Genomic DNA, 24,824 nt, shown 5'->3' on the forward strand with positions numbered 1-24,824 from the left:
GAAACTGACACGGAACGTAAACCTGGGGGAGATATGACGGACGATTACACGGGGTCGAGTGCGAACGCGGACGGTGATCAGCCGTGAGCCCACTCACGCGAGTGAGCGTCGCGTTCGCGGTGCTGGGAATCCTATTTTTAGTCGCCGGGACCGGCGGCTTCTCGGCGATGACCGCCGACCGGGGCGTCGACGTGAGCGTCGTTCCTGACGACGAGGCGTACGTCGGGATCGAAATGGTAGGCGACGAACTGTCCGAAGAGGACCGGATTCACCTGTTGACGATCACGAACCAGTTCGCGAGCGAGATGGACGAATTGGACGTCACGGTGGCCGACGGGAACGACGTGATCGACGCCGACACAGTAGAACTCGAATCGACGGCGATCGGTGTCGGCGAAGGGACGGCCGCAACAGCCGAGTGTACAGCGGTCGAAAGAACTGGCGTGGTCGAACTCGACATCGAAGGCGGGGCGGGCGGCGCGAGCTTCGAGATCACTCGGACAGTCGAGGTCGATTGCGGGCCGACGACCGGAACGGAGACCGTGACACTGGAGAACGTGAGCACTGTCGACGGCGACGAAGGGGATCTCACCGTGGAGTTCAAAGGGACCGGAAACGTGTTCGTCTCTGGAGATCCCGGAAACTACACCGTGACGGTGACGTACAAAAAGGGCCAGGGTGAACCGACTTCCACCGAGAAAGAGATCGAGATACCCGAAAATCAGAAGGTTTCCCTCCGTGACGGCGGAGGCCAGATCATCAAGGTCACGATCGGCGACCGTACGGTTTCGAACCCGGTCTGGGGTTCGAACGGGTAGCGAACCCGACGGTCGGATAAGTGTAAGTACCACCGGACAGCATCGCGGATCCCCTTTAAATTCGGCGCGCGCGCGAGAAACGCGCGGAGGGCAGCCGTGTCGTCCGGCTCGCGGTTTCACCGCTCGCGACGGCGACACGGCTGCGGCTGGGGAGGAACGAGGCATCGACGACCAGGCCCAGCCGGGCCTGAACCGATCACGTCGACGACAGCTGACTCTCCGCGAACGTTTCAACTGAGGTATTTTTTACACAATAAAAACTACTAAATACTCTACGGAATCTCGAGAATACAAGGAAGGAAGGAAAGACAACAGGCAGGGAATCGCCGTCGGGGGATGACACGCGGCACGATGCGTCGCGTTCGGCGATGACTCACGGAGACGGAGCGTCGGAGCGTCCCGAGAGGGATCGAGCCAGTGGGGTAGCGACCGATCGCTACACAACGATGACTGACGAGCAAGTCGATTCACACGGACAGGCGAACCGCACACGAAGAGGACTCCTCCGGGGACTGGGGACCACCGCCGGCACCACCCTGCTGGCGGCCGGGATCGCGAATCATCTCGCCGGCTCGACGGCCGCCGTCGACGCCGACGCCTCGGAGTTCACCGCCGCCGACACGCCGACCGTCGAGAACAACGACGGCGAAGTGTCGGCGGTGTACGTCGCACCGCAGATCGAGATCGATTGGGAAAACTTCGCCGACGGCGTCGACGTGGTCTCGGTGACGCTGGAAGCGCGCGTGGGCGAACAGACCGATCAGATTTACGACGTAGTGTTGGAGGAAGTCGACGACGACTCGAGTGATGAGGTCGAGAGCGCGGAGGGAGGTACTACAGACCAATTCTCGAATACAGATGGGTGGTTCCAAATAACATTCACCCAACACGACATCACCGACGTCGGCACCGACATCACCGAGGACGACTTCAGTGACAGTTCGCTCGACGCGGGGGACTCGAAGACGACGACGGTGGAACTCGAGTTGACCGTCGACGCCGACGGCAACCAGAACGAGGACGATACGGTGACGCTCTCGGACAGCTTCGACGTCGAGGTCGAAAACCCCGACGGCGAGACCCAGGTCGACGGCGACGCCAACACCGACGCAGAGTAGTCGGTACGGTCGCCTCGACTGTCGGAGTGGCCCTCGAAACGTGCCGTCCGATCGGCCCGACTGCGGGCCCGGATCGGTTGTTTTAATCCGAGACGGGGTTAGGGACGTGTATGGGTTTTGGAAGCTACGACGAGTCCGAACAACAGGATCAGGAAGTCGACGCGGACGAGAGCAAGGGCGTCAACGTCCACGAAAACGACCACGAGGGGGAAGTCAAGTTCGAGTCGGACGCGTCGACTGACGACCTCGTCGACCGACTGGCGGAAATCAAAGACGAAAACGAGGAGTAACGCCCCGATCGCCTCCGGTACGCTGTTACAGGTATTCACCCACGAGCGGTTCCACCCGATCGCGGACTTCCTCGGGAATCGACTCTGTCGGCGTGTTCACGGTGCCCTCGAGCGCCGAATGCGCCTCGCAGGTGTGGCCTTCGGGCAGGGTCCGAATCGCCTCCTCGACGGTCGCTTTTATTGCGCGCTGGTTCCGTTCGGCGTTCTCGAGCACTTCCTCCAGGGTCACCTGGCTGTCCTCCTTCCAGACGTCGTAGTCGGTGACGCCACAGATCGTCGCGTAGGCGATCTCGGCCTCGCGGGCCAGTTTCGCTTCCGGGATTGTGGTCATCCCGACCAGGTCCCACCCCTGCGACCGGTAGAACTCGCTTTCCGCCTTCGTGGAGAACTGCGGCCCCTCGATGCAGACGTACGTCCCCCCCTTCACCACGTCGGCGTCCATCCCGCGATCCGACACGGCCGTCCGGGCCGACTCGGTGAGGTGATCGACCAGCTCCGGGCTGTACGGCTCCGCGAACGGCTGGTGGACCACGATCCCGTCGCCGTAAAAGGACAGCTCCCGGTGTTTCGTCCGGTCGTAGACGTTGTCCGGGATCACGAGCGTCCCCGGCGGGAGCTCCTCCCTGAGGCTGCCGACCGCGTTCGACGCGAAGACGTGTGTGACCCCCGCGAGCTTCAGGGCGTACATGTTCGCACGATACGGCAGGTCGGTCGGCGACTTGCCGTGGTTCGGCCCGTGCCGGGGCAGGAACGCCACCTCCCGCCCGGTGTCGCCGAACTCGCCGACCGTCACCGGCGCGCTCGGCTCCCCGTACGGGGTCGCATACTCCTTTTTTTGGACGTTCTCGAGGGGAAGGGCCTCGTAGATGCCGCTACCGCCGATGAATCCGATCATGTCCGGGACTGGGTGCCGTCGGAACTTATAAGCGGCGCGTCGGGTTCGAGGGTGCGTTCGACCGCGACCGATCGCTAGGTTTCAGGAACTTCACGGTCCGATCCCTTCCACCGGGAACGCCGGACCGTTCGTCTGACGTCCTTCTCGGTGAAGCGTTCGGGATCGGCCGTAACCATATCCGGGGTTGCGATGACCGAATCGTCCAACGTTGCGATCTCCAGGAGATCGTCGGTCGACACCAGAGAATGGTCACTTCGACGCGTGCCTGTCAAGTGAGAACGATCGTCCGCCCAATTCGTGTTGAATCGCTTCTCTTGACCGGGACGATGACGAACTGTGAGGAAACTTTCGGTCGCCACTCGATGGCGGTCGACTTCGACGGGATCCACCTCGACGATCTGTGGTGGGGTCCCGTCTTTGTTGATCGTCATCTGATGTCCTGGATCGCCGACGAACCGAATCTGGATGGGCCCCTCAGAGAGGACGAGTCTACTGCTCGTTTCCAGTGAAAGGCCGATCCCCAGCAGTTCCAGGAACTCGCGTAACCGGTCATCCGAAACTGGCCCATCGATGACGGCGGCAGTGACGGCGCCGTTCCGGACTACCGACGCGGATTGCTCCACGGACGGTCCCGCCTCGAAGGCAACAAACCGGGCTCCGACGGCCCCAATTCTTTCGAGACGCATGCCGCCGTCATCGCAGACGATTTCGTCCCCCACCACGGGAAGCGAAGCGTATACTCCATCGTACCTCCCGGCGAACAGCGCCCGGAACCGATCACAATCCGGTCGCACGACGACCTCGATCGCCCCGATGCCGACGTCTCCATCGGAGAGGCCACGCAATTGCTCTCGCCATCGCCGCCCCCGTTCCGGAGAGTCGGTGACGAGCGCGACGGCAGCCTCTCCCGGAGGCACCGGCGGGAGATCGAATGCGTTCTCGTACGTCTCGACGTTCAGGAGGGCAGCATTCGACGGAAGAGTCTCGGCGGTCACCGCTAGGGTACTGGCGTCGGTCGGGGAATCCGGGATTCGCCCATCAGGCCAACCGTATGGAACTGTTCCGGCGGTCTTCTCTCCGTTCTTACTGTCACCAGGCGAATCGCATACGCGTATCGGCGAAAGCGTATGTGCCAGGTATGGAAGCAGTTCGACGTCCGCCGGATCGGGCCGGAGGACGGCCGTCGTACTCCACGTGGGGAAGTACGGTTCCAGTACCGATCGCTCCACCTCCAGATACTCGAGCAGCTGCTCCGACAGCGTGGCGTCGTAGAGGTTCGGCGGATAAAACGGGAGATCCGGACCCAGCTCCTCGTACTCGAGGCGCCGTGAGGGAATGTATCCCCCGATTCGAACGAGAGAATCCAGAAGGAGACACCGCTTCAATAGCTCTTCGACGGTCTCCGAAAGCGATCGACCGGGGGATCGAAGCGGTTCGATGTATCCGTTTTCGAGATGGAGCTCGGCCGCATCGCCGGGGTCGACGCTCGCCCCCAAGTAAAAGGCAAGCGGCGCAACCCGATAGACGTCCGGATACTCCGGAGGCACCTCGATCCGGATACCCGTTTCGGGCCGTTGGATCAGGTCGGGGATTTCGAGCCGATCGCCCCGACGAATCCGGGGCGGGTGCCCCCGGAGCGTCGGCCACGACCGCTCGGCGGAGAACTCCTTGATCGAGGAGCCGAGATGCGAAACTGCCTCCATCGCGGCTGTCGGCTCGTCGGGTACGACGATCGTCGCCTCCGGTCGAGTGTGAAGTGAGCGGGACCCGACCGTCACCGTTGTGGGCTCGTCGAACTCGACGGTGAATGAGTCGTCCTGATTTCTTCCGGACGCTGCAAACGCTCTGTCCTCCACGCGAACGTACGTCCGAACGTTACCAGTAACGTCGAACAGATAATCTCGAGTCGGATACTCGGTGGGTTCCAAAAGGTTTCCGAGGAACTTCCCCTCCCCATCGCGGACCCGAACCATCGAGTGAGACGGGAGGTGAATCGATTCCGTCTCGAATGAAACTGCCCGGTCGACCGGAAAGACGAACAGGTCAGTAAGCGCCGGCACCGGATCGATCTCCCGGTCGGCCTCGACGACCATCTCCTTCCCCTCGATGAGATCTCGGACGCGAAGCGTCTCTCCATCGGCAGTGAACGCTATCCGCGCCCCTGTGTCGACACCCCCCATAGTTTCAACGTCTCTGCCCATCGGCCTTAGTAATTTCTCCGCCTAACCTGTCGGCGGAGCCGAGAAAAGGAACTGATGGAACCGATGGAACCGACAGTTGGCCCCCGTTCGAACCGACAGTGGCTCACTTCAGCCGCTCCTGGAGGAACGAGGGGTGTGCCGCCGTGATTCCCTCGATCCCCAGTATCTCCTCGGCGATGACGTCCCCGAGCTCGTCGCCGTTTCCGGCCCGGACTTCCGCCATCAGCATGTGGTCCCCGGAGGACGTGTACAGCGATTCGACGGCGTCGAGCTGCTTGAGCTTCCGGGTGGCCTCGACGTACCGCCCGCTGTCGACGTCCATCCCGACCATCGCGATCGACTGCGAGGAGAGCTTCTTCGGGTCGACCTCCGCGGAGTAGCCGACGATGACTCCCTCCTCCTCCAGCTTGCGGATGTACTTCCGGACGGTGGGTTTCGAAACCCCGGCCTGCTGTGCGATCTCCGCGTACGACGCCTGGGCGTCCTCCTCGAGAGCTTCGAGGATTCGATCCTCCGTCGGGGCAGCGCTCATGTCACGTGTTTTGGCCGGATAGAAAAAATACCTTCCGAATTACAAAATCGTTTGTCGGACAGTTGATCACACCCTTCGTCTCCGCCAACACAGGATTTGGTCGGCCGAAAAAGGCGCCCCAGTCTGTGAGTTATAGCGTCGAAAAGAAAGAAGGGCGGCCGCAGATCGGTACGTCCGGTGGCGGTCAGCCTACCGGTGTTTGTCGATGAACTCGTCGTAGGCGCGTTCCCACTCGTAGTCGTCGTCGAAGTACCGCTCTGCAAGCGGCGTCTCGGGCATCTCGCCGATGCGCTGTTTCTCCTCCTGGTAGGAGGGCCGCTTTTCGTCGACGTAAAACCGACCGGTGAGCACTTCGCCCTCGGACAGCGCGTCCTCGGCGGTGCGCATCGCCTCCTGGGCCTCGACGCGATCGTGGACGTCGAAGTCGTAGTCGTCGGAGTCCTGCACGTCCGTGTACGGGACGTACTGGCGAGCGTCCTTGTTCCAGGTCGGACACTGCGTGAGGAAATCGACGTGAGCGAAGCCGTCGTGCTGAATCGCCTCCGTGAGGATTTCCTTCGCCTGGTTCGGGTTCACTGCGGCGGTCCGGGCGACGTACGACGCCCCGGAGGTCAACGCCAGCGACAGCGGTCGGATGGGATCCTTCGCACTGCCGTGGGGCTGTGTTTTGGACTTGTGTCCCTTCGGGCTCGTCGGGGACGTCTGCCCCTTCGTGAGGCCGAAGATCTCGTTGTTGAACACGACGTAGGTCATGTCGTGGTTCTCCCGGGCGGTGTGCATGAAGTGGTTCCCGCCGATCCCGTAGCCGTCGCCGTCGCCGCCGGCAGCGATGACCTCGAGTCCGGGGTTTGCAAGCTTCGCTGCGCGGGCGACCGGCAGCGACCGACCGTGGATGGTGTGGAAGCCGTAGCTGTCGAGATAGCTGTTGAGCTTGCCCGAACAGCCGATTCCAGTCACCAGAAGCGTCTCCTCGGGCGTCCGCCCGACCTCGGGAAGCGCCTGTTTCAGCGCCTTCAGTACGCCGAAGTCGCCACAGCCGGGACACCATGTCGGCTGCGGTTCGATTCCGGGCGTGAACTCCTCTCGATCGATCTCGCGTTCCTCGCCGATCGCGTTGAATGCACTCATAGTTAATCACCCGCCGCTGGTACGAACGTGGTTTCAATGCCCGGCACGTCGTCGTTGCCGTCGATCATCGTCGACTCGAACCCCTCGACGATGTCGGCCGGCTCGAACGGGTTGCCGTTGTACTTCAGCAGGCTCGACAGCTTCTCGCCGTAGCGACCCAGCTCCTTCTGGGTGAGCCCACGGAACTGTGCCGACGCGTTCATCTCCACGACGAGCACTTCCTCGACGCTTTCGACGAACGCCTCGACGTCCGTAACCGGATACGGCGTGAGGTCGGAGACTCCGAGCGACTTCACCGAATGGCCGGCAGCGTTCAGTTCGTCGACCGCCTCCTCGACAGTTCCCTGCTGGCTCCCCCACGTGAGGATGCCGTACTCGGCGTCCTCGGGCCCGTGCGGCGTCTGGTTGCCCTCGTCGTCGAGCTCCGCCCGGATCGCCTCGACCTTCTGGCTCCGCCGGTCGACCTGCGCAACCCGGTTTTCGGGACTCTCGCTTATGTGCCCCGACGGCTCGTGTTCGTTGCCCGTCGCGAGGAATCGACCACCCTTCTGGCCGGGCAACGAGCGCGGGCTCACGCCGTCCTCGACGTCGTGCTGGAACCGCTCGTACTTGCCGGCGGCGTTGTGCGGCGCGTCCACGAGCTCTTCTTCCGTGAGCACCGATCCCAGGTCCGGGTTCGGCTCCCGGTCGAACGTGCTCTCGGGGACGCTTATCAGCTCCCCGCCGAGCTTCTGGTCGTACAGGACGATCGCCGGAATCTGGTACTCGTAGGCGATCCGGAACGCCGTCCGGGTCTGGTCGTACGCCTCCTCGACGGTCCCCGGGGCGAACACCACGCGGTGGGTGTCACCCTGAGAAGTGTACAGCACGTGTTCGAGGTCGCCCTGTTCGGTCTTCGTCGGCATCCCCGTGGAGGGACCGGCACGCATCGCCTCGACGAACACCACGGGCGTCTCGGTCATCTCCGCCAGCCCGAGCGGCTCGGACATCAACGCGAACCCGCCGCCGGAGGAGCCGGACATCGACTTGACGCCGGCGTGGGACGCCCCGAGCGCCAGCGCCGCCGCCGCGATCTCGTCTTCGACCTGCTCGGAGATTCCGCCGAGCCCCGACATGGCCTGTGTCATGATGGTGAACACCTCCGTCCAGGGCGTCATCGGATAGCCGGCGATGAACCGACAGCCCTCGTCGATCGCGCCGTAGGAGATCGCGTCCGATCCCGACATCAGGAGCTGCGGTTCGTCGTGTTCCCCGGACGGAACCCGAACGTCGTGGGCGTCCGGATCGTGCTCCTCCTGGACCTGCTCGTACGCCGTCTGGAGGATCTCGAGGTTCGGCTCCAGGATCTTCTCCGGCATCGCTTCACGCATGAGGTCCTGGATGTACTCCAGATCCATCCCGATCAGCGCACACGTCACACCGACGCCGGCCGTGTTCCGCATGACCTCACGCCCCTGCTCGCGAGCCATCCCGCGGAGGTCGATCGGATAGACGTGCCAATCGTTCTCCTCGACTCGTCGGTCGAAATCCTCGATCTCGTCTGCGTCGAGCAGCCCCGAATCGTAGACGATCACGCCCCCCTCGCGGAGTTCGTCGAGGTTCTCCGAGAGCGGTTTGAGCTCCTCGTTGCCGTAGTAGGCGTCCTCCTGTGGGTTCCGGGCGAAGGAGTCCCCCAGCGCGAGCAGGAAGTTGTACCCGTCACCCCGTGACTTGACGGGTTCGTCCGACGCCCGGATCTCCGTGTACGTGTGGCCACCCCGGATCCGCGACGGGTAGTGGCGGTGCGTAAACACGTGCAGTCCCGAACGCATCAACGCCTTGGCGAAGTTCTGGCTAGTCGAGGCGATACCGTCCCCCGAACCGCCGGAAATCCGCCAGATGAGTTCACTTTCAGTCATAGTTTTGGCCGCGGCCCGTTCGGGCCGAGTAATCTGAATTTACAAGGGCGAGGTAAAAGGGCTTGCTATGAATTACCACAAAACGATCGTTATGAATCCCCTGTTTCCCGAAAACATTGCTTGCGTGAGGTCGCCGCGGCGGCCGGAAATACGACGGAACGCGGATCAGTAGCTGCGCGTCTTCGGCTCGTAGGTCTTCTCTTCGCCCTCGAGAACGACCGGCCGGAACCACAGCTCCGGGTCGCCGTCGTTCCACGAGAGCATGGTGTGTTTGAGCCACTCGTCGTCCTTTCGCCGTTGGTGTTCCTTCCGCCAGTGGGCTCCCCGGAACTCCTCGCGCACCAGCGCACCGATGGTGATCGCCTCCGCCAGATCCAGTAGGTTCCGGGTTTCGATCGTCTGAAGCAGGTCGGTGTTGAACGTCCGCGAGGGATCCGCCACGGCGACGTCTTGGTACCGCTCGCGTGCGCGTCGGATGTCCCGAAGCGCCTGCTCGAGTCTCTCCTCCTCGCGGAACACGTTGACGTACTGGGTCATCGATTCCTGGAGTTCGGCCCGGATCTGGGCGTGGTGGACGCCGTCGTCGCGTTCCAGCAGCATCTCGACGCGCTCTCGTTCGTCTTCGACCGCGCGTTCGACGATCTCTCCCCCGTCCGCGGCACCGCCGTCTCCCGGCGTTCCACCGTCGGAGGCGACGGGTTCGCCGGAGGTGTCGACCTCGCCGAGTTCGACGGGCGTTTCTATCGCACCGGATTCGTACTCGCCGCGTTTCCCCGTCTCGATTTTCGCCTCCTCGATTTCTTTGCCGCCAGCGTGGTGGCCCGCCCGTTTGCCGAAGACGGTCAACTCGGGCAGCGCGTTACCGCCCAGACGGTTGGCGCCGTGAACCGACGCACAGGCACACTCACCGGCGGCGTACAGGCCCTCGATGCACGTCTGGCCGTTCTCGTCGGTCTCGATCCCGCCCATCGCGAAGTGCTGTCCGGGCTTTACGGGCATCGGCTCCTCGAGAGGATCGACGCCTTCGAAGTCCTCCGCGAGGTGGAGGATGTTCTCCAGGCGGTCGATGATCCGCTCCTCGCCGAGGTGGCGCATGTCGAGATGGACGTACTCGTCTTCGATCCCCCGCCCCTCGTTCACTTCGGTGAGTTCCGCCCGGGAGACCACGTCCCGGGAGGCCAACTCCCCGGCGTTGTTCGCGTACCCCCGTTCGAACATGAACCGCTCCCCCTCGGCGTTGTAGAGGATGCCGCCCTCCCCGCGGACACCCTCGGTGATCAGCACGCCCGTCGAGGGGAGCGTCGTCGGATGGAACTGGATGAACTCCATGTCCTCCAGCGGGACCCCCGCACGGTACGCCATCGCAGTGCCGTCACCGGTGCACGCGACCGCGTTCGTGGTGTGATCGTACACCTGGCCGGGACCACCGGTCGCCAGTATCACGCCGTCGTTCGCCTTGAACCCCGCGATCTCGCCGGTCTTGACGTCGTAGGCGACGACGCCGTGACACGTCCGATCCTCCGGCTGTTCCTCGTCGGAAACCGCGAGCCGCGTGGCGTGCCACTCGTCGTACACCTCGACGCCGCGCTTCACGAGCTGTTCGTACAGTGTGTGAAGCAGCTGGTGGCCGGTTTCCGCACCGGCGTAGGTGGTCCGTGGGAACGACAGCCCGCCGAACGGCCGTTGGCTCATCCGACCGTCGTCGTCGCGGGAGAACGCCATTCCCCAGTGTTCCAGCTGGACGGTCTCCTCTGGACTGTCCTTACACAGCGTCTCGATGGCCGGGGCGTCGCCGAGGTAGTCGGAGCCTTTCATCGTGTCGTAGGCGTGATCCTCCCAAGAGTCGCCCTCCCTGAGTGCGGCGTTGATGCCGCCCTCCGCCGCGCCGGTGTGGGACCGGACCGGATGGAGCTTCGTGACGATGGCCACGTCGGCCCCTGCCTCCTGTGCCGCGATCGCCGCTCTGAGGCCGGCGCCGCCCGCGCCGACCACGATGACGTCGTACTCGTACATTTATCTCCTCTCCGTATTGGAACTACAGCGACCTAATTGTACTGCTCGATCCAATCGAACACGAGAAAACGGCAACCGCGAGAACTCACAACCGCCGGCGACAGTTCAGTAGCTTCGCTCTTTCGGCTCGTAGTTTTGCATCTCGCCCTCGAGGAGTACCGGCCGGTACCACAGCTGCGGCTCCCCGTCGTTCCACGAGACGAACGTGTGTTTGAGCCACTCGTCGTCCTTGCGCCGCTGGTGCTTCTCGCGCCAGTGGGCCCCCCGGAACTCCTCGCGCGCCAGCGCACCGACTGCGATCGTTTCCGCAACGTCGATGACGTTGCGCGTCTCCAGCGCCTGGATCAGGTCGGTGTTGAACGTCCGCGAGGGGTCCTCCACGTGCACCTCCCGATACAGCTTCCGTGCCTCCTGGACGTCACGAACCGCCTGCTCGAGTCCCTTCTCCTCGCGGAACACGTTGACGTGCTGGCCCATCGTATCCTGGACTCTCGCCCGGATCTGGGCGTGATTGACGCCGTCGTCGCGTTCGAGCAACTGATCGACCCACGCGCGTTCTGACTCCACCGCGTTCTCGACGAGTTCGACCGGCGAGGCGGCCATCGCGCCGCCGTCCGCGACCGCGGCGGGCTCGACGCCGGCGGCCCCGAGTTCGACCGGCGGCACGAAGTCGGCCTCCTCGGCGTTGTCGGTCCAGCCGGTCGGGATCTCCGGCTCCTCGATCTCGTCGCCGGCCGCGTCTCGACCGGCACGCTCCCCGAACACGAGTAGTTCCGCGAGCGAGTTCCCGCCGAGGCGATTCGCGCCGTGCATCGAGACGCAGGCGCACTCGCCGGCGGCGTACAGCCCATCGACTCTGGTCTGGCCGTTTTCGTCGGTCTCGATCCCGCCCATCGTGTAGTGACAGCCCGGCTTTACGGGCATGGGCTCTTCGAGCGCGTCGACGCCCTCGAAGTCCTCCGCGAGGTGAACGATGTTCTCCAGTCGATCGATGATCCGCTCCTCGCCGAGGTGGCGCATGTCGAGATGGACGTACTCGTCTTCGATCCCCCGTCCCTCGTTCACTTCGGTGAGCTCCGCCCGCGAGACCACGTCCCGGGAGGCCAACTCCCCGGCGTTGTTCGCGTAGCCGTGCTCGAACATGAACCGCTCCCCCTCCGCATTGTAGAGGATTCCGCCTTCCCCCCGAACGCCCTCCGTGATGAGGACACCCGTCGAGGGGAGCGTCGTCGGGTGGAACTGGATGAACTCCATGTCCTCCAGCGGCACCCCCGCACGGTACGCCATTGCCATCCCGTCAGCCGAGTTGGAGATCGCGTTCGTGGTGTGTTCGAACACCTGTCCGGCGCCCCCGGTCGCCAGTATCACACCGTTCCGGGCGTGAAAGCCCGCGATCTCGCCGGTCGCGATGTCGATCGCGACCGCGCCGTGACACGTCCGATCGGCAGGATCGTCCTCGTCGGTCACGACGAGCTTGGTTACGTACCACTCGTCGAAGACCGTGATGCCGCGTTTCACGACCTGCTCGTACATCGTGTGGAGCAGGTGGTGGCCGGTTTCCGCCCCGGCGTAGGCGGTCCGCGGGAACGCCATTCCGCCGAACGGTCGCTGGGAGATCCGACCGTCCTCCTCGCGGGAAAAGGCCATTCCCCACCGTTCGAGCTGGACCACCTCCCGCGGGATGTTCTCGGCGAAGGTTTCGACCGCGGGGGCATCGGCGAGGTAGTCCGATCCCTTCATCGTCTCGTAGGCGTGATCCTCCACCGAGTCGTCCGGATGGAGGGCGGCGTTGACGCCGCCTTCCGCCGCACCGGTGTGAGACCGGACCGGATGGAGCTTCGTGACGATGGCCACGTCGGCCCCTGCCTCCTGTGCCGCGATCGCCGCGCGGAGACCGGCACCGCCCGCGCCGACCACGATAACGTCGTATTCGTACATGGATTGGATCTGAATGTCTTCTCGCGTCTGGGGTCACCAGAACTTCAGGTTGTGTTTCACCGCTTCGCGCTTGAGCGCCTGGATGTGCTCGGTGAGCGGGATGTCCTTCGGACACACCTCCGTACAGGAGAACTGGGTCTGACACCGCCAGACGCCGTTCTCCTCTTCGATGATCTCCAGCCGGTGCTGTTTCATGTCCTCGCCCTCCCGCTCGTCCATGGCGAACCGATACGCCTTGTTGAGCGCGGCCGGTCCGAGATACTCGTTGTTCCCGGCGGCGATGTTGCACGAGGACATACACGCACTACACCAGATACACCGGGTGGACATCTTGATCGTCTCGCGGTTCTCCCGGGACTGTCGCTGCTCTTCGAGTTCGTCCTCGGGGAGTTCGTTCGTCTGGAAGTACGGCTCGACCGCCTCCATCTGGTCGTAGAAGTGCTCCATGTCGACGACCAGATCCTTTTCGACCTCCGAGTGCGGGAGCGGCTCGACCATGACGGGTTCGCTCATGTCGCTGATCTGCGTCTTGCAGGCGAGCCGCTGTCTCCCGTTGACGAACAGCGCGTCCGACCCACAGATCGCCTGCCGGCAGGAGTGCCGGAAGGTGAGGGAGGGGTCGTAGTTGTCGCGTGCCCAGATCAGCGCGTCCAGGACGGTCATCCCCTTCGTGAACGGGACGTGAAAATCGTCGAAGTACGGTTCCGTCTTCCCCTCGACATCGGGGTCGTACCTGAACACGCGCAGGTGAACAGTGTTGTCGGCCGACGCTGCGATGTCCTCGGCCTCGCGGTCGGCTGCCGCCTCGCGGTCGGCTGCACGCTCTTGTTTCGCCTGTCGTCTCTGTTCGCCCGGCGAGGGAGCCTCCGGTTTCGCGTCGGTCGCCACCTCGGAGTCTGCCGTCGCGTCGGTTTCCGTCTCCGTTTCGGCTGCCGTCTCCGCGTCCGTAGTTTCAGTTGCGTCAGTACTCATGGTTCAAAACACCCCGATTCCTGCCCAGGCGTTGGCGGTCCGGATCCCCTGGACGATCACGACAAGGCTGGCGACGACGAGGATCCACTTCACCGCGGTGCGCTTGGTCCCCGAGAGTCCCTGATTTATTAGCGCATTGTACACGCCGTTTACCCCATGGAACGTCGCCGTGATCAAAAACAACACCATGAGCGAGTAGTAGCTCCACTGTTCCATCCGTCCCGCCGTCGCGAGGAACGACACCTCGTCGGCGTGATGGACGAAGTGCAGCAAAAAGAAGTGGAACGCCAGCACGACGATCAAAAACGCCGCCGTGATCCGCTGGAGCAGCCACATCGTCCCGCCGTGTCTAAAGGAGGAGTACTGCTGTGCCATCTCAGAACGCCCCCGCGATGAACGTCGGAACGGATGCGACGGTGATTGCACCAGTCAGTATCAACGACGCGTAGAAGCTCTTATCCTGTGACTCCAGGCCGATCCCCAGATCGATGAACAGCAGCCGCGTCCCGTTGAGGATGTGGAACACGGCGACTGCGAGCAACCCGACCTCGAGCACGCGCACGAGTAACAACTCTTCGAGCGTCACGATCGTCTGCGTGTAGATGTCGTTTCCGGCTGCGATCACCGACGGATCCTGACTCGCCGCGGGAATCGCCGTACTGAGCACGGCAATGTGGGTAAACAGGTATCCCACGAGCACCCAGCCGGTGAACTTGTGGAAGATCCAGGCCCACATCCCCGCCGAGAACTCCCGCCAGCGGCTGAAGTCCTCGATCACGCCCCTGTTGTACGACTGACTCATAACGTTTGGCAGTCCGTCGCGGGGGGGTATAGTAGTTACGTAGTCGGCGGCAGGGAACGGAAACTCGGAGGGGAAAATACGAACCGACGGCGACGGACACTCACGCTCCGGATTCGAGCACTCGCCGAACCTCCGGCTCGAGCTCGACGAGGTGACACAGGGGGTTCCCGGGGTAGACGACCGGATTTTCGAGTACGCCGACCAACACCCCAGTGAACGGCGCTTCGATGGCGACGTCGTCGGCCTTGAACGGGTTCGTGATCGTCGCGATCACGTCGCCCTCGCGAACGAGTTCGCCCCGCGAAGCGTGCATATCGACGATGCCGCCCGCGTCCGCGCGTATCCACGTCTTCTCTGCCCCGCCGGCGACGATCGTCCGCCATCCCGGCCACCTAACCGCCGCAGTTTCCAACAGCCCGTACTCCGCGAAGACCGACTCGACGCCGGCGAGCGCGTCGTCGATGAGATCCCGCTGGAACCGGTGTGCCTCCCCCATCTCGACGGTGATCGTCGGCGTCCCGGCTCTCGTCGCCTCCCCTCTGAGCGTCCCTTCGGGCGGTTCGCTGTCGATAACCACCTTCGAGCCGAACGCCATCGCGAGACGGTGGACCTCCCGGTCGGTCATGTCCCCCCGGACGTGAAGCATGTTCGTTCGTCCTCGAGTCGAGGTGTGAAAGTCGATCCCGACGTCACACGGCTCGAGGAAGTTCGTGAAGATGCGGTGGGCCATCCGTTTCGAACTCGTCGACTCGGGATCACCCGGGAACGACCGGTTGAGGTCGCGATCGTAGATCGGTAAATAGCGCTGCTGGGTAATGAATCCGGGCACGTTGAGGACGGGCAGACAGACCAGCGTTCCGGCGAGATCGGACAGTTCCCACTCGTGGGCGACCTCCCGAACCACCTCGATCCCGTTGAGTTCGTCGCCGTGAGATGCTGCGGAGAGAAACGCGGTCGGACCGGGACGCTTGCCGTTGACGATCGTCACCGGGATGCGGACTGGATCACCCAGATACGTCTCGCTGATCCGATACCGGAGGTTCTGCCGCTCCCCGGGTTCGACCCTGCCGCCGTTGTACGTGAAAACGTCCCCGGATTCGGCCATGAGCCGGGATCGGGCGCGTGGGGTCTTAAATGGTCTGACAGCGGAGCGGTCGTTCGGGCGATGGGAAACCCGAACAGGGGAAAAACCGGCAAACATATTGACGCGCCCCAAATACAGGGTTCCATGTCAGAGGAGCCAGTCCGAGTGGGCGTACTGTCGCTGCACAACAGCAAGGAGACGAAAGCGATCTGCAACGCGATCGACGACCTGGGACACGAGGGGATCTGGCTCCGACGAGAGAACGCTGCGGTCTCGATCGAGGACGGCGACGTGAGCGTCGAACCCGACGTCGACGTTATCGCGAACCGGCTGTTGCTCTCGAACACCGAAGAGCCAGCCGAAGCGCTCGGGCTCGCGACGACGTTCAATCGCATCCGTCCGATGCTCAACGAGCCCGGCGCCGTTCTCACGGCGATCCACAAGTTCGCGACCGCCGCAACGTTGGCCGACTGGAACATCCGCGTCCCGGACGCCCTGCTCGCGCTGTCGAACGAACGGCTCAACCAGGACCGCGAACGCTTCGGCGACGTCGGCGTCTACAAAACCGCGATCGGAACTCACGGCGGCGGTACCTGGAAGGTCGATCTCACCGAACCGGTGAACCCGAAGGTCGGAAACCGGCAGGCGTTCCTTCAGGAGTTGATCGACCGCGACGGCGAGAAGCATCGAGACCTGCGCGTGTACGTCGTGGGCGATCAGATCGTCGGCGCGATGTACCGGTACGCCCCCGAAGGCGACTGGCGGACGAACGTCGCGCTCGGGGGCGCCGTCGAGGACGCGACCGACATGCCCGAGGAGGCCGCCGAAACCGCGCTGTACGCGACCGAGGTCATCGGCCTCGACTACGCCGGCGTCGACCTCGTCGAGGGCTACGACGGCTGGTACGTGCTGGAGGTGAACCCGACCGCGGGATTCAAGGGACTGTTCGAAGCGACCGGCGTCTCGCCCGCCCCGCACATCGCGAAACACGCGATCGAGACAGTCGGCGGCGAGGTCGACGAGGACCGCGTCGAGGGACTTTCGACGACGCTGGACGACTCACGGCCGGCCTCGGCACCGAGACCGAGCCGGACCGGTCTCGGAGAAACGCCGCTCATCGGCTACATCGAGGAAGTACTGGTCATCGGAACCAGCGGCTCGAAGCAGGCCCACGCCAAGTCCGACACCGGTGCGACCCGCACGAGCATCGACACCCAGCTCGCCGCCGAAATCGGCGCCGGCCCGATAAAGAGTATGACCCGCGTGAAGTCGGGCAGCATGAAGACCGGCACAGCCAGGCCCGTCGTCGACCTCGTGATCGGGATCGGCGGCAACCAGCACACCGTCACCGCGAGCGTGGAGGACCGCTCACACATGGAATACCCGCTGTTGCTCGGGCGCGACATCCTCCAGCATTACCGGGTCGACGTGCGAAAGCGGGTCGACGACGCAGTCGAGGAAGACGAACGGGAAGAAGAGTACCTGGAGTGAGCGCAGTCGGGGGAGAACCCGGAAGACGGAGCTAGTCTCCGGACAACAGTTTCGCCCCCTCTCTGGCCACCTGCGTCCGGTTCGGGAGGATATCTTCGACCCCGACCGCGAAGACAGTCTCGCCGAACAGTGCCATCCCCGCCGTGCCGCCGGCTTCCTCGACCCGGTCGATCTCTCGCTCGACGAACGGCGTCGCGACGTCGGTTGCGTCGACGTACTCACTGGAGCGTTCTGCGAGCGCCTGCAGGGTCGGCTCCGACTTGAGCGCATCCAGTCCACGGGAGCCGACCCGACGTGCCGCCTCCATGAACGCGTCGTCTGCGAGCATCGATTCGGTCGCGATTCCGCCGGCGGTGGCGTACTCAACTGGTTCGGTGGGAACCGTCCGCCGGACGCCATCGCCGACGGTCCACAGCAGACCGCCCCGATCCTGAATGAACACGTCGCCCTGTCCCGTTCCGGCAGCCATCTCCGCTCGATGGGCGGCGTCGACCAGTTCCGGGCGGGCCTGTCCTAGATCGAACGCGTCGTTCGCGGCGATCGCAGTCGCGAGCGTCGCAGCGCCGCTCGCGCCGAACCCGTGACCGAGGGGCACGTCGGGCATCACGTCGACCGCGGCGTCGACGCCGAGCTCCGAGAGGACGCGCTCGACGGGCTCGAACGGGGCCGGCTCCCCGTCAACAGTAACGGCGCTTACGGTGGCCGGTTCGAGCTCGACGACGACCCCGTCGTGGGTCGCGAAGCTGGCTCCTCGGGAGGCACCGCCCTCCTCCGGGGGCGGGGCAAACAGTCCGGTGATACTACCCGGTGCGAACGCTCGGATGGCCATAGTCGGTGTTCACTCCGGATCGCACTTCAACACTCGCGTTGCGAGGGCGGGCAGCAGTTCGGTGACGTCCTCGCGAAACGTGTACGTCGCCCGCGAGGCGTACCGAGTTTCCTCGAAATTGACGATCGCCAGCACGCCGTCCCGTTGTTGACTCGGCAGCGACGCCGCCGGGTCCACCCGCAGCGAGGAGCCGGCGGCGACGATCACGTCGCTGTCTTCTGCTAACTGACGGGCACGCTTGAGGACGGCCCGGGGGAGTAATTCACCGAACAGGACGACGTCCGGCTTATAAATGCCCTCACAGTCGGAACAGGCCGGCGGGTTCCCCCCGGTTCGAACCCGTTCGTGGATCTCGGTGGCCGGTTTCGTTCGGCCGCATCGGTGACACACCACTCGGTCGGCGTTGCCGTGCAGTTCCAGTACCGCCCCGGTGCCGGCGGCGGCGTGTAACCCGTCCGTGTTCTGGGTGACCACTGCGTCGAGAATCCCTGCGTTCTCGAGGTCCGCGAGCGCCTCGTGTGCCGGGTTCGGTTCGATGCTGTCTGGCCGCAACAGTTCGTTCAGATCGAGTCGGTCCTCCCAGAACCCTTCTGGATCACGCTCGAACCGACTGATATGAAAATCCGCCTCGGAGAACTCCTCGCCCCAGATCCCGTCTTCACCCCGGAACGTCGGGATCCCCGAGGCGGCTGACAGACCCGCCCCGGTGAGCGCGATCGCGGTGTCCGCCTCACGAAGGTCGCTGGCCAGCGCGGCGAGATCTTCGCTTCGTTCCATGATCGATGTAGGGGCCGAAGCGTATTGAGCGCCCGGGCGGCGCTAGTCGTCGCCACCGACTGCGTCGGTAAAGGAGTCGATCCGCTCGCGGATGTCCGGCCCCTCCGACTCGCCGGGAAGGATGTCACCCAGCGCCGCGCCGAACGCGGCAGCCGTCCAGATGACCGAAATCCGGGCGAACGCGACCCAGGGGTCCTCCCACCCCTCGACGCGACCCCACATCGTCATGAGCGTCGTCGCCGTGACGAGTGATACGACGAGGACGCCGAGGAGCCGACGGGGAACGATACCGAGGATGCGCTGTACGTCGACGTCCCGAAAATCCGCGTAGTACATCAGTCCGGCCGACAGGAAGACGATGAACGCCACGTTGGCGAGGAGGAACATCGGGACGCCGACGACGGTCACTGCGAGGAAGTGGTCGCCGATGTCGTAGACGCCGTCCTCGACGAGAAGTGGCAGCGAGATCAGGATGCTGCCGACGAACGACTCCGCGATGTCCCGCGTCGTGTACTTGCTCACGCGCCGGGTGAACGCCCGGCTTCCCGGCATCCGCTCGACGAGGGCGATCGTCTGGCGTACCTTCTGTCGTTCGTGCCCCTCGTCGACGGTCTTTTCGAGTTCTGCAAGCTCCGTGAGGAGATCCGATACGTCCGGGTTTTCTCGGTCGATGTCGGGTCTATTCTGTCCTCCGACAGCCTCGGGATGGGTGCGCGGCCGTCCCCCCGGATCGTCCGCCCTGGGATCGGGTTCGTCGGTCATCGACGGAACCGTACGCGGACCGCCGGCGAAAAAGTCCCGGCTACCGTTCGGAGCCGGAACGGTCGAGGAGTTCACTGACGTCCGTCCCGGTCGACTCGCCGGGGAGGATGTCGCCCAGCGCCGCGCCGAAGGCGGCTGCCGCCCAGATGACCGTTATCCGACCGACGGTCTCGAAGGAGGTCGGATCCTCGGCGGCGAGACGGCCCCACATGTACATCATCATCGCCGCAGTGAGAAGCGAGATCACGAGGACACCGATCAGTCGCCGGGGGATGATTCCGAACACCGGGCGGTGGATCTGTACGTCCCGGAAGTCGGTGTAGTACAGCATCCCGGCGGTGAGAACGACGACAAACGTCACGTTCGCGAGGAAGAACGCCGGGATGGCGCCGACCGTGACGGACGTGAGGTAGTCGGCGATCTCGAAGACGCCGTCTTCGACCAGAAGCGGTAACGAAAACAGCACCGCCCCGACGAACGCCTCCGCCATGTCCCGGGTCGTGTACTTGCTCACGCGCTGGGTGAACGCCCGACTTCCCGGCATCCGTTCGACGAGGGCGATCGTCTGTCGTACCTTCTGTCGCTCGTGTCCCTCGTCGACCGTCGACTCCAGTCGCTCGAGTTTCGCGATCAGGTCGCCGATGTTCGGGTCCTCAGGGCCCGCGTTTTCCGATCCTGCCCCTTTTTTCGTGCCCGGCTCGAGGCCGTTCGATTCCGTCATATTCCGAACATCTACATCCCGATTTAAAGGTGTGCCGGCGGCCCACACACTGGCCGTAGTTGAGAAGAGTTAAATCGAAGGCAGCAATACGTGCGGTTGCACGCTCGCTTGGTGTAGCCCGGCCAATCATATCGGCCTTTCGAGCCGATGACAGGGGTTCAAATCCCCTAGCGAGCACTTCTCGAGGAACGAAGTGACGAGAGAGGAGCGCAGCGAGTGATTTGAACCCGGGGAGTCGCAGCCCGAAAGCGCAGCGAAGCGAGCATCCCGGACCGTCTCCATTCGGTTCACGATCCCCTAGCGAGCACTCTTCTGAAGATCTGTCCGGCGTGTGAGCGGGAGGAATTGCCGGAGCAACTCGCCGTACACGAGTGTTGAGAAACTGTTTTTCAATGGTTCCGATCAGTCTACAGAGAGACAGCGAGAGTGCCTCGGAGTCGTCCGAAAATCGAAGATTTTCGTGATCACGAGAATCGAAGATTCTCGAACGACTTGACCCCGAGGGTGAATCGCGTAAGACGGGATCCCACCGAGGCTTGGCTCCTTGGAGGTTGATGCAACACACTCACCACGCCTCGTCTTCGAGTTCCTGCTGCTTGTCGATCGCCGTGTCACAATCTTCGAGATAGATCATCTCACCGCTTCGCCCCCAAGAATCCACCCCGAAGTCGCCAGTTACGAGTTCGTCAATTGCGGTCTCGACGAACTCGTCATCCGTTCCGTCGGCCTGGAAATGGTAGTCACATAGTTTGTCAATACTGACTCCCGTTTCGATACGCCTCCGTCCACCCGGCGTATGGTTGTTGATGAGGATGCGAAGAATATCAGACATAACTGCTTTCTTCTTCGCCGAGTTGCTCATTATCCGACGGGGCGGTGGCATCGGTAAAGAATCTTCTCGTTGCACCCCCTTTCCCCCACCATTGCATTTTAGCATCGGTCTGTTGCATAGATGCAATACCTTTAATGTGTATGCACAGTACCTTCCACTATGATGGAGAAAGATAGCCGGATCAAGCGATCGGAGTACAGTGACCGTTCGCCGTTCGTTCGGCTATTGGAGAAACCGGCACATGTTCGAATCTACGATGTCTTTTTGCGAAAGCACTACACCGAGCTTTCGGCCGCAGAGGTCGCTGATCTCGGCGGCATCGACAAGGCCACGTTCCACAAAAACAAGAAGGAACTCCTCGATCTCGGCATTATCGAACAAACCCGCGTCAAGGGTCAGACGGAATATTATCGACTGAACAAGGAGAACGAGTTCGTCGAGATCCTTCACGACACCCACACCAAACTGCAGGCACACGCACCTGTAATCGCCGAACAGACGGAGGTGTACAAGCCGGGGTGGCTGCTGCACAGGGATATCGAGCAGATCCGCGACGCACTCGGGAACCGGCTTGAGACAGAACGTAATGATGTGTCGGGCGACGCTGCATCTGGGCCAACTGAATCGGAGCAATCCGAACGTGAACGCTCGTACGACAGGGCGGCCCAGAAAGCTGTCCTCCCCAAATAAGTGAGACAGACATGGCTGATTTATTATTAGATCGGGACCCCGAATCGCAATCGCTACCGCCAACGGAGTTCATCATTTTCCACGATGGGGATCCGGACGATCCGATTGCTTCACTCCACGATGAGGAAATGATGGTCCCTCGCGAGGGAAGTGAAATAACACTCTCGGAGTTGCTCATATATGATCCCGAACCAGATAGTGACACGGAGAGGGCCGGAGAACGGACTGAAGAGCTCGGAACGTTCCTTGTTGTCGATGTCAATTATGAGTATATATTGACGAAATTCTTCGAAGCCGAGGAGGACGAGGCCGAGGACGGAGCAGATGCCACAAAACTGCTTTCTGCAGCTCTAGTCGAGGTCTCGGAAACAGAGGACGCCTGACCTGGTTGAATCGGGCCTTCTTGCTCTCTCGTTACGCCTGTCAGTTTTCGCTGGAAAACGTGTGGCGTATTTAGTCGACGGTTGCCGACTTATATTAAAGCGCACCGATCACCGATTCGAACGTCGGAGCTTATGTCACAACGTCGTCCGCCAGCTACAACCGGTTCCGTGGCTTACCGATATCGATCGGCACTCGTTCGGTCTCGATCACGTCGGCCTCCGCAAGTTGGATCGTCACGCGTGAGAACAGCACCCTTGAGGCGATCCCGACACGCTCGACCCGGCCGAGGAGATCCCCGTCCGGCAGGGACGCCCGGAGACGCCCCGCGGGACCACGATCGCGCTCACCAACCAGCATAACCAGTGGATCGGCGTGCTCACGGGCGTGGCGCCGCTGGGTGACACTCCGTCGCGGGAAGCGCGGGGGCTCCGTAAGGTCGGGCGGCGCGATCCCGTGGAAGCACGGGAAGCGTGGGAACACCGCGAACGGAGCGCGCGGCGATGACCGACGGCCGAACGGCAGCGGAGGAGTTGCGGATGCATCTCGCCCAGGCGGCCACGCGGGTCGAGGATCCGGATGCCAGGGCGCACGTCGAGGCGGCGCTGGAGGCCGCCGAGGAACTTCCGGTGAGGCCGCTGGTGGAGTGTCCGGTCTGTGGGCGGGTTGGGTTACCAGAACGGATCACCGCTCACGAGTGCCGAACTTGGTAGAGGGGGAAGAAGTTCGGACAAGATAGTAATCGAACGAGACAATTCGATTCTTCGTATGCAAGATATAGCAATGCAGCAAGACAGGTGAGCTTGTTTCATGCCGGAATTAGTGAATATATACTCACTATACGTGCGCACTTAGGTCGCTCCCTTAACCGAAATTCAGCGAGGGAACGCGTTACGGACTTGGTGTTTGAAGTGGTCAGGTATTGTCCCCAGAAACGTCCGTCGGGACGCTGCCATCACTGGGATTGTTCCTGAGTGCTAATGGTGAATAGTCCCTCGAAACAAACACTAACTGGATACTATCGATGGCTGTTGCTCCCAAAACTTCCTCTTTTATTTGGTCATCTGCAAACTCTGCAGGATTCGTTGTCGCTAGTTCTGTTTCTCCCGGCACGTTTGCGGCGACATCGTGAGCATCGATCACAATCCAGAAATCTTCCTCGTCTTGAGCCCGGAGTTGAGTCAATTCGTCCTGTACCGATTCGTGCGAACTAATCCTCAGCCAGCCTTGGAACGTTGAGTAGAGCGTCTCCTTTCGCGCCTCGGCTCGTTGTTCGATCTCACGGATTACCTCCCGCAATTCATCAGTGACCTCGTAGACACCTCTTCCGGCTTTATCCTCGTAAAAATCCTCTAAATACCTCCATGCCGAATTTTCATCCCGATCAATTTCTGATTGAATCTCCTCGATATCACTCTCAGTTAGCTCCCCCTCGTAATTGACCTTCACCTGTTGGAGGTTCCGGAGAATGCCCCTCCGGTGCTCCTCGATAATTGAGTCCTTGGCATTTCGGAAGATGTTCTCAACCTGTTCCGTAGCGAAATACTCTGTTTCGTCACTAAACAAGTACCTCCTACATTCTCGGTGGTGAGGGTCAGTAAAGAAACAGAATCCGAGGATGACTCCCTTGTCGAGAAAGGCGTTGTCTGCCATTCTATAGGTCGTCTAGCTCCTCAGAGATAGCCGTATTGTACGAATCAGCGACGCTGTCTAAAGCCGAGGTGGACTGTCTTTCTGAGAGGGCTTCCTTCCGCTTCTGTGTTACCCGGCTCTGGAGATCTCTGCGCACTTTTTCCTTCTCTTCGCACCAGTCTTCAAGCGTCTCCGGATCAATATTTGAATGCTCCTCAAAGCGGAGAATGATTCTTGCGGCCCCCTCAATGAAGATCTCTGTGAAGTCATGGAGTTCTCTCGGGCTTCGCCCGATATCGACCAACAGGCGCATCGTGTCGTCCCAATCAAGGTAGATATCGTAAATTTCCGAGTAACGCTCCTCGTCGAAGTTCGCCAGCATCTCATCCAGAAGTTCTTCGATGTGGGTCTTCTCATCGGGGGCAACGAATTGGCTCAGCCTATGCTGACCTTCGTCTTGCGAAATCGTGTTTAAGTACCACCGCAAATCAGCATATGCGATAACGAAATCGTCGGGCGCAAAGTTCTGGTACTGGTACTCTTCCAGTTCCTCAGCTGTTTTGTCGCCGTGTTTAGTAACTACGTACTGAACCGCGTTGTAGATGTCGTCTTTGAGATCTTCAGACAGGTGGTCGAAGTCGGATTCGCTAACTTGGTCGGCCGGATAGTACGCCTGTCCACCAAAGTGATTCGCGTTGGGCCTGTACGTAACCGCTGAATTTAGATGAGCTTCGGAGATAGTACGGCCATACTTGTACCAGTACTTCGGCAGACCGACTTCTCGGTCGTATTCCTGCGCTAACAGCCGATCAGCTAAACAGCAAAGTTTGTGGATACGGGTCCGCCCCGTCTCACGGCTGTCCTGCTCGTGACGTTCCGCAGCCACCCGATACAGAAGATACTCCGGCGGCCCGAAGTCACCGAGGTCATCATCCGCCGGTGGCGACTCAGACATTCGTCTTATTCGGCCTATTGAATCCGGGTGCAAAATAATTGACGCTGTAATTACTTCCTGTATTC

The 24,824-nt window shown here is 62.2% G+C and carries 26 protein-coding genes and 1 tRNA gene; 8 read left to right on the forward strand and 19 right to left on the reverse strand.

Annotation, left to right across the window (positions count from 1 at the left end; translation table 11 throughout):
• The first annotated feature begins 83 nt into the window (after positions 1-83).
• From RH858_RS03920 to RH858_RS03930, 3 genes are all read left to right on the forward strand, one after another.
• Complete coding sequence (locus RH858_RS03920) at positions 84-818, forward strand: hypothetical protein (protein ID WP_310561169.1); 735 nt, start codon at positions 84-86, stop codon at positions 816-818.
• A gap of 446 nt (positions 819-1,264) precedes the next feature.
• On the forward strand, positions 1,265-1,936 hold the full coding sequence (locus RH858_RS03925) for a hypothetical protein (RefSeq protein WP_310561170.1): 672 nt from the start codon (positions 1,265-1,267) through the stop codon (positions 1,934-1,936).
• Between the two features lie 110 nt (positions 1,937-2,046).
• Positions 2,047-2,226: a DUF5786 family protein gene (locus tag RH858_RS03930; protein ID WP_259535232.1), complete on the forward strand. Its 180-nt coding sequence runs from the start codon at positions 2,047-2,049 to the stop codon at positions 2,224-2,226.
• Between the two features lie 25 nt (positions 2,227-2,251).
• Here the strand turns inward: RH858_RS03930 and mtnP are convergent, their stop codons facing one another.
• The 11 genes from mtnP to RH858_RS03985 all read right to left on the reverse strand — a co-directional run bounded on the left by mtnP (position 2,252) and on the right by RH858_RS03985 (position 15,710).
• Positions 2,252-3,121: an S-methyl-5'-thioadenosine phosphorylase gene (gene mtnP / locus RH858_RS03935; RefSeq protein WP_310561171.1), complete on the reverse strand. Its 870-nt coding sequence runs from the start codon at positions 3,119-3,121 to the stop codon at positions 2,252-2,254.
• Positions 3,122-3,195: 74 nt separating this feature from the next.
• Entirely contained in the window at positions 3,196-5,301 is a 2,106-nt protein-coding gene (locus RH858_RS03940; RefSeq protein WP_310561172.1) for a hypothetical protein, read from the reverse strand.
• A gap of 124 nt (positions 5,302-5,425) precedes the next feature.
• Positions 5,426-5,854, reverse strand: coding sequence for an HTH-type transcriptional regulator LrpA1 (gene lrpA1 / locus RH858_RS03945; RefSeq protein WP_259535229.1), 429 nt, complete (start codon positions 5,852-5,854; stop codon positions 5,426-5,428).
• 189 nt (positions 5,855-6,043) lie between these two features.
• Entirely contained in the window at positions 6,044-6,982 is a 939-nt protein-coding gene (locus RH858_RS03950; RefSeq protein ID WP_310561173.1) for a thiamine pyrophosphate-dependent enzyme, read from the reverse strand.
• Positions 6,983-6,984: 2 nt separating this feature from the next.
• Complete coding sequence (locus RH858_RS03955; protein WP_310561174.1) at positions 6,985-8,880, reverse strand: 2-oxoacid:acceptor oxidoreductase subunit alpha; 1,896 nt, start codon at positions 8,878-8,880, stop codon at positions 6,985-6,987.
• Between the two features lie 165 nt (positions 8,881-9,045).
• Positions 9,046-10,893: an FAD-binding protein gene (locus tag RH858_RS03960; protein ID WP_310561175.1), complete on the reverse strand. Its 1,848-nt coding sequence runs from the start codon at positions 10,891-10,893 to the stop codon at positions 9,046-9,048.
• Between the two features lie 105 nt (positions 10,894-10,998).
• Complete coding sequence (locus RH858_RS03965) at positions 10,999-12,831, reverse strand: FAD-binding protein (protein WP_259535225.1); 1,833 nt, start codon at positions 12,829-12,831, stop codon at positions 10,999-11,001.
• A gap of 33 nt (positions 12,832-12,864) precedes the next feature.
• Positions 12,865-13,803: a succinate dehydrogenase/fumarate reductase iron-sulfur subunit gene (locus tag RH858_RS03970; protein WP_259535224.1), complete on the reverse strand. Its 939-nt coding sequence runs from the start codon at positions 13,801-13,803 to the stop codon at positions 12,865-12,867.
• Between the two features lie 3 nt (positions 13,804-13,806).
• The gene (locus RH858_RS03975) at positions 13,807-14,178 is read right to left on the reverse strand and encodes a succinate dehydrogenase (RefSeq protein ID WP_259535223.1); all 372 of its coding nucleotides are present in this window, start codon (positions 14,176-14,178) and stop codon (positions 13,807-13,809) included.
• A 1-nt stretch (position 14,179) separates the two neighbouring features.
• Complete coding sequence (gene sdhC / locus RH858_RS03980) at positions 14,180-14,605, reverse strand: succinate dehydrogenase, cytochrome b556 subunit (protein ID WP_119816274.1); 426 nt, start codon at positions 14,603-14,605, stop codon at positions 14,180-14,182.
• Positions 14,606-14,705: 100 nt separating this feature from the next.
• Positions 14,706-15,710, reverse strand: coding sequence for a succinylglutamate desuccinylase/aspartoacylase family protein (locus RH858_RS03985; protein ID WP_259535222.1), 1,005 nt, complete (start codon positions 15,708-15,710; stop codon positions 14,706-14,708).
• Between the two features lie 123 nt (positions 15,711-15,833).
• Here RH858_RS03985 and RH858_RS03990 point away from each other — a divergent pair, with 123 nt between their 5' ends.
• Entirely contained in the window at positions 15,834-17,180 is a 1,347-nt protein-coding gene (locus tag RH858_RS03990; protein WP_310561176.1) for a RimK/LysX family protein, read from the forward strand.
• A 31-nt stretch (positions 17,181-17,211) separates the two neighbouring features.
• On the opposite strand, the gene RH858_RS03995 is transcribed toward RH858_RS03990, so the two are convergent.
• From RH858_RS03995 to RH858_RS04010, 4 genes are read right to left on the reverse strand one after another with little or no spacing between them, the layout of a single operon-like run.
• Entirely contained in the window at positions 17,212-18,009 is a 798-nt protein-coding gene (locus RH858_RS03995; protein WP_310561177.1) for a GHMP kinase, read from the reverse strand.
• 9 nt (positions 18,010-18,018) lie between these two features.
• Positions 18,019-18,786, reverse strand: coding sequence for a Sir2 family NAD-dependent protein deacetylase (locus RH858_RS04000; protein ID WP_310561178.1), 768 nt, complete (start codon positions 18,784-18,786; stop codon positions 18,019-18,021).
• A gap of 42 nt (positions 18,787-18,828) precedes the next feature.
• Positions 18,829-19,548 carry a DUF2391 domain-containing protein gene (locus tag RH858_RS04005; RefSeq protein ID WP_310561179.1) on the reverse strand — a complete coding sequence of 240 codons (720 nt, stop codon included), beginning with the start codon at positions 19,546-19,548 and terminating at the stop codon, positions 18,829-18,831.
• A 40-nt stretch (positions 19,549-19,588) separates the two neighbouring features.
• Positions 19,589-20,269, reverse strand: coding sequence for a DUF2391 family protein (locus RH858_RS04010; RefSeq protein ID WP_310561180.1), 681 nt, complete (start codon positions 20,267-20,269; stop codon positions 19,589-19,591).
• 102 nt (positions 20,270-20,371) lie between these two features.
• On the opposite strand from RH858_RS04010, the gene RH858_RS04015 reads away from it, so the two are divergent.
• A tRNA-Glu gene (locus RH858_RS04015) sits at positions 20,372-20,446 on the forward strand.
• Positions 20,447-20,834: 388 nt separating this feature from the next.
• On the opposite strand, the gene RH858_RS04020 is transcribed toward RH858_RS04015, so the two are convergent.
• A complete protein-coding gene (locus tag RH858_RS04020; RefSeq protein WP_310561181.1) occupies positions 20,835-21,131 on the reverse strand; it encodes a hypothetical protein in 297 nt (98 codons plus the stop codon).
• A gap of 195 nt (positions 21,132-21,326) precedes the next feature.
• Between RH858_RS04020 and RH858_RS04025 the strand changes: the two genes are divergently transcribed.
• Together RH858_RS04025 and RH858_RS04030 are read left to right on the forward strand one after the other, a co-directional pair.
• Positions 21,327-21,791, forward strand: a complete 465-nt coding sequence (locus RH858_RS04025) for a winged helix-turn-helix domain-containing protein (RefSeq protein WP_310561182.1) — start codon at positions 21,327-21,329, stop codon at positions 21,789-21,791.
• A gap of 11 nt (positions 21,792-21,802) precedes the next feature.
• On the forward strand, positions 21,803-22,174 hold the full coding sequence (locus RH858_RS04030; RefSeq protein WP_259535212.1) for a hypothetical protein: 372 nt from the start codon (positions 21,803-21,805) through the stop codon (positions 22,172-22,174).
• Between the two features lie 154 nt (positions 22,175-22,328).
• Here RH858_RS04030 and RH858_RS04035 read toward each other — a convergent pair whose 3' ends face one another.
• Positions 22,329-22,532, reverse strand: coding sequence for a DUF5821 family protein (locus RH858_RS04035; protein WP_259535211.1), 204 nt, complete (start codon positions 22,530-22,532; stop codon positions 22,329-22,331).
• A gap of 113 nt (positions 22,533-22,645) precedes the next feature.
• On the opposite strand from RH858_RS04035, the gene RH858_RS04040 reads away from it, so the two are divergent.
• The gene (locus tag RH858_RS04040) at positions 22,646-22,885 is read left to right on the forward strand and encodes a hypothetical protein (protein ID WP_310561183.1); all 240 of its coding nucleotides are present in this window, start codon (positions 22,646-22,648) and stop codon (positions 22,883-22,885) included.
• 202 nt (positions 22,886-23,087) lie between these two features.
• On the opposite strand, the gene RH858_RS04045 is transcribed toward RH858_RS04040, so the two are convergent.
• Positions 23,088-23,825, reverse strand: a complete 738-nt coding sequence (locus RH858_RS04045) for a hypothetical protein (protein WP_259535209.1) — start codon at positions 23,823-23,825, stop codon at positions 23,088-23,090.
• Between the two features lies 1 nt (position 23,826).
• Positions 23,827-24,759, reverse strand: coding sequence for a hypothetical protein (locus RH858_RS04050; protein WP_259535208.1), 933 nt, complete (start codon positions 24,757-24,759; stop codon positions 23,827-23,829).
• Positions 24,760-24,824: the final 65 nt, after the last annotated feature.

The organism is Halalkaliarchaeum sp. AArc-GB (assembly GCF_031432225.1).
In the GTDB taxonomy this organism is placed as follows: Archaea; Halobacteriota; Halobacteria; order Halobacteriales; family Haloferacaceae; genus Halalkaliarchaeum.

Coding starts and splice junctions, on each gene's coding strand:
- RH858_RS03975 (WP_259535223.1), bottom strand. CDS start 14,178: ATGGCACAGCAGTACTCCTCCTTTAGACACGGCGGGACGATGTGGCTG.
- RH858_RS04050 (WP_259535208.1), bottom strand. CDS start 24,759: ATGTCTGAGTCGCCACCGGCGGATGATGACCTCGGTGACTTCGGGCCG.
- RH858_RS03950 (WP_310561173.1), bottom strand. CDS start 6,982: ATGAGTGCATTCAACGCGATCGGCGAGGAACGCGAGATCGATCGAGAG.
- RH858_RS03995 (WP_310561177.1), bottom strand. CDS start 18,009: ATGGCCATCCGAGCGTTCGCACCGGGTAGTATCACCGGACTGTTTGCC.
- RH858_RS04045 (WP_259535209.1), bottom strand. CDS start 23,825: ATGGCAGACAACGCCTTTCTCGACAAGGGAGTCATCCTCGGATTCTGT.
- RH858_RS04010 (WP_310561180.1), bottom strand. CDS start 20,269: ATGACGGAATCGAACGGCCTCGAGCCGGGCACGAAAAAAGGGGCAGGA.
- RH858_RS04000 (WP_310561178.1), bottom strand. CDS start 18,786: ATGGAACGAAGCGAAGATCTCGCCGCGCTGGCCAGCGACCTTCGTGAG.
- RH858_RS04030 (WP_259535212.1), top strand. CDS start 21,803: ATGGCTGATTTATTATTAGATCGGGACCCCGAATCGCAATCGCTACCG.
- RH858_RS04020 (WP_310561181.1), bottom strand. CDS start 21,131: ATGAGCAACTCGGCGAAGAAGAAAGCAGTTATGTCTGATATTCTTCGC.
- RH858_RS03990 (WP_310561176.1), top strand. CDS start 15,834: ATGTCAGAGGAGCCAGTCCGAGTGGGCGTACTGTCGCTGCACAACAGC.
- lrpA1 (WP_259535229.1), bottom strand. CDS start 5,854: ATGAGCGCTGCCCCGACGGAGGATCGAATCCTCGAAGCTCTCGAGGAG.
- RH858_RS03965 (WP_259535225.1), bottom strand. CDS start 12,831: ATGTACGAATACGACGTTATCGTGGTCGGCGCGGGCGGTGCCGGTCTC.
- RH858_RS03925 (WP_310561170.1), top strand. CDS start 1,265: ATGACTGACGAGCAAGTCGATTCACACGGACAGGCGAACCGCACACGA.
- RH858_RS03985 (WP_259535222.1), bottom strand. CDS start 15,710: ATGGCCGAATCCGGGGACGTTTTCACGTACAACGGCGGCAGGGTCGAA.
- RH858_RS03970 (WP_259535224.1), bottom strand. CDS start 13,803: ATGAGTACTGACGCAACTGAAACTACGGACGCGGAGACGGCAGCCGAA.
- mtnP (WP_310561171.1), bottom strand. CDS start 3,121: ATGATCGGATTCATCGGCGGTAGCGGCATCTACGAGGCCCTTCCCCTC.
- RH858_RS03960 (WP_310561175.1), bottom strand. CDS start 10,893: ATGTACGAGTACGACGTCATCGTGGTCGGCGCGGGCGGCGCCGGCCTC.
- RH858_RS04035 (WP_259535211.1), bottom strand. CDS start 22,532: ATGCTGGTTGGTGAGCGCGATCGTGGTCCCGCGGGGCGTCTCCGGGCG.
- sdhC (WP_119816274.1), bottom strand. CDS start 14,605: ATGAGTCAGTCGTACAACAGGGGCGTGATCGAGGACTTCAGCCGCTGG.
- RH858_RS04005 (WP_310561179.1), bottom strand. CDS start 19,548: ATGACCGACGAACCCGATCCCAGGGCGGACGATCCGGGGGGACGGCCG.
- RH858_RS03930 (WP_259535232.1), top strand. CDS start 2,047: ATGGGTTTTGGAAGCTACGACGAGTCCGAACAACAGGATCAGGAAGTC.
- RH858_RS03940 (WP_310561172.1), bottom strand. CDS start 5,301: ATGGGGGGTGTCGACACAGGGGCGCGGATAGCGTTCACTGCCGATGGA.
- RH858_RS03955 (WP_310561174.1), bottom strand. CDS start 8,880: ATGACTGAAAGTGAACTCATCTGGCGGATTTCCGGCGGTTCGGGGGAC.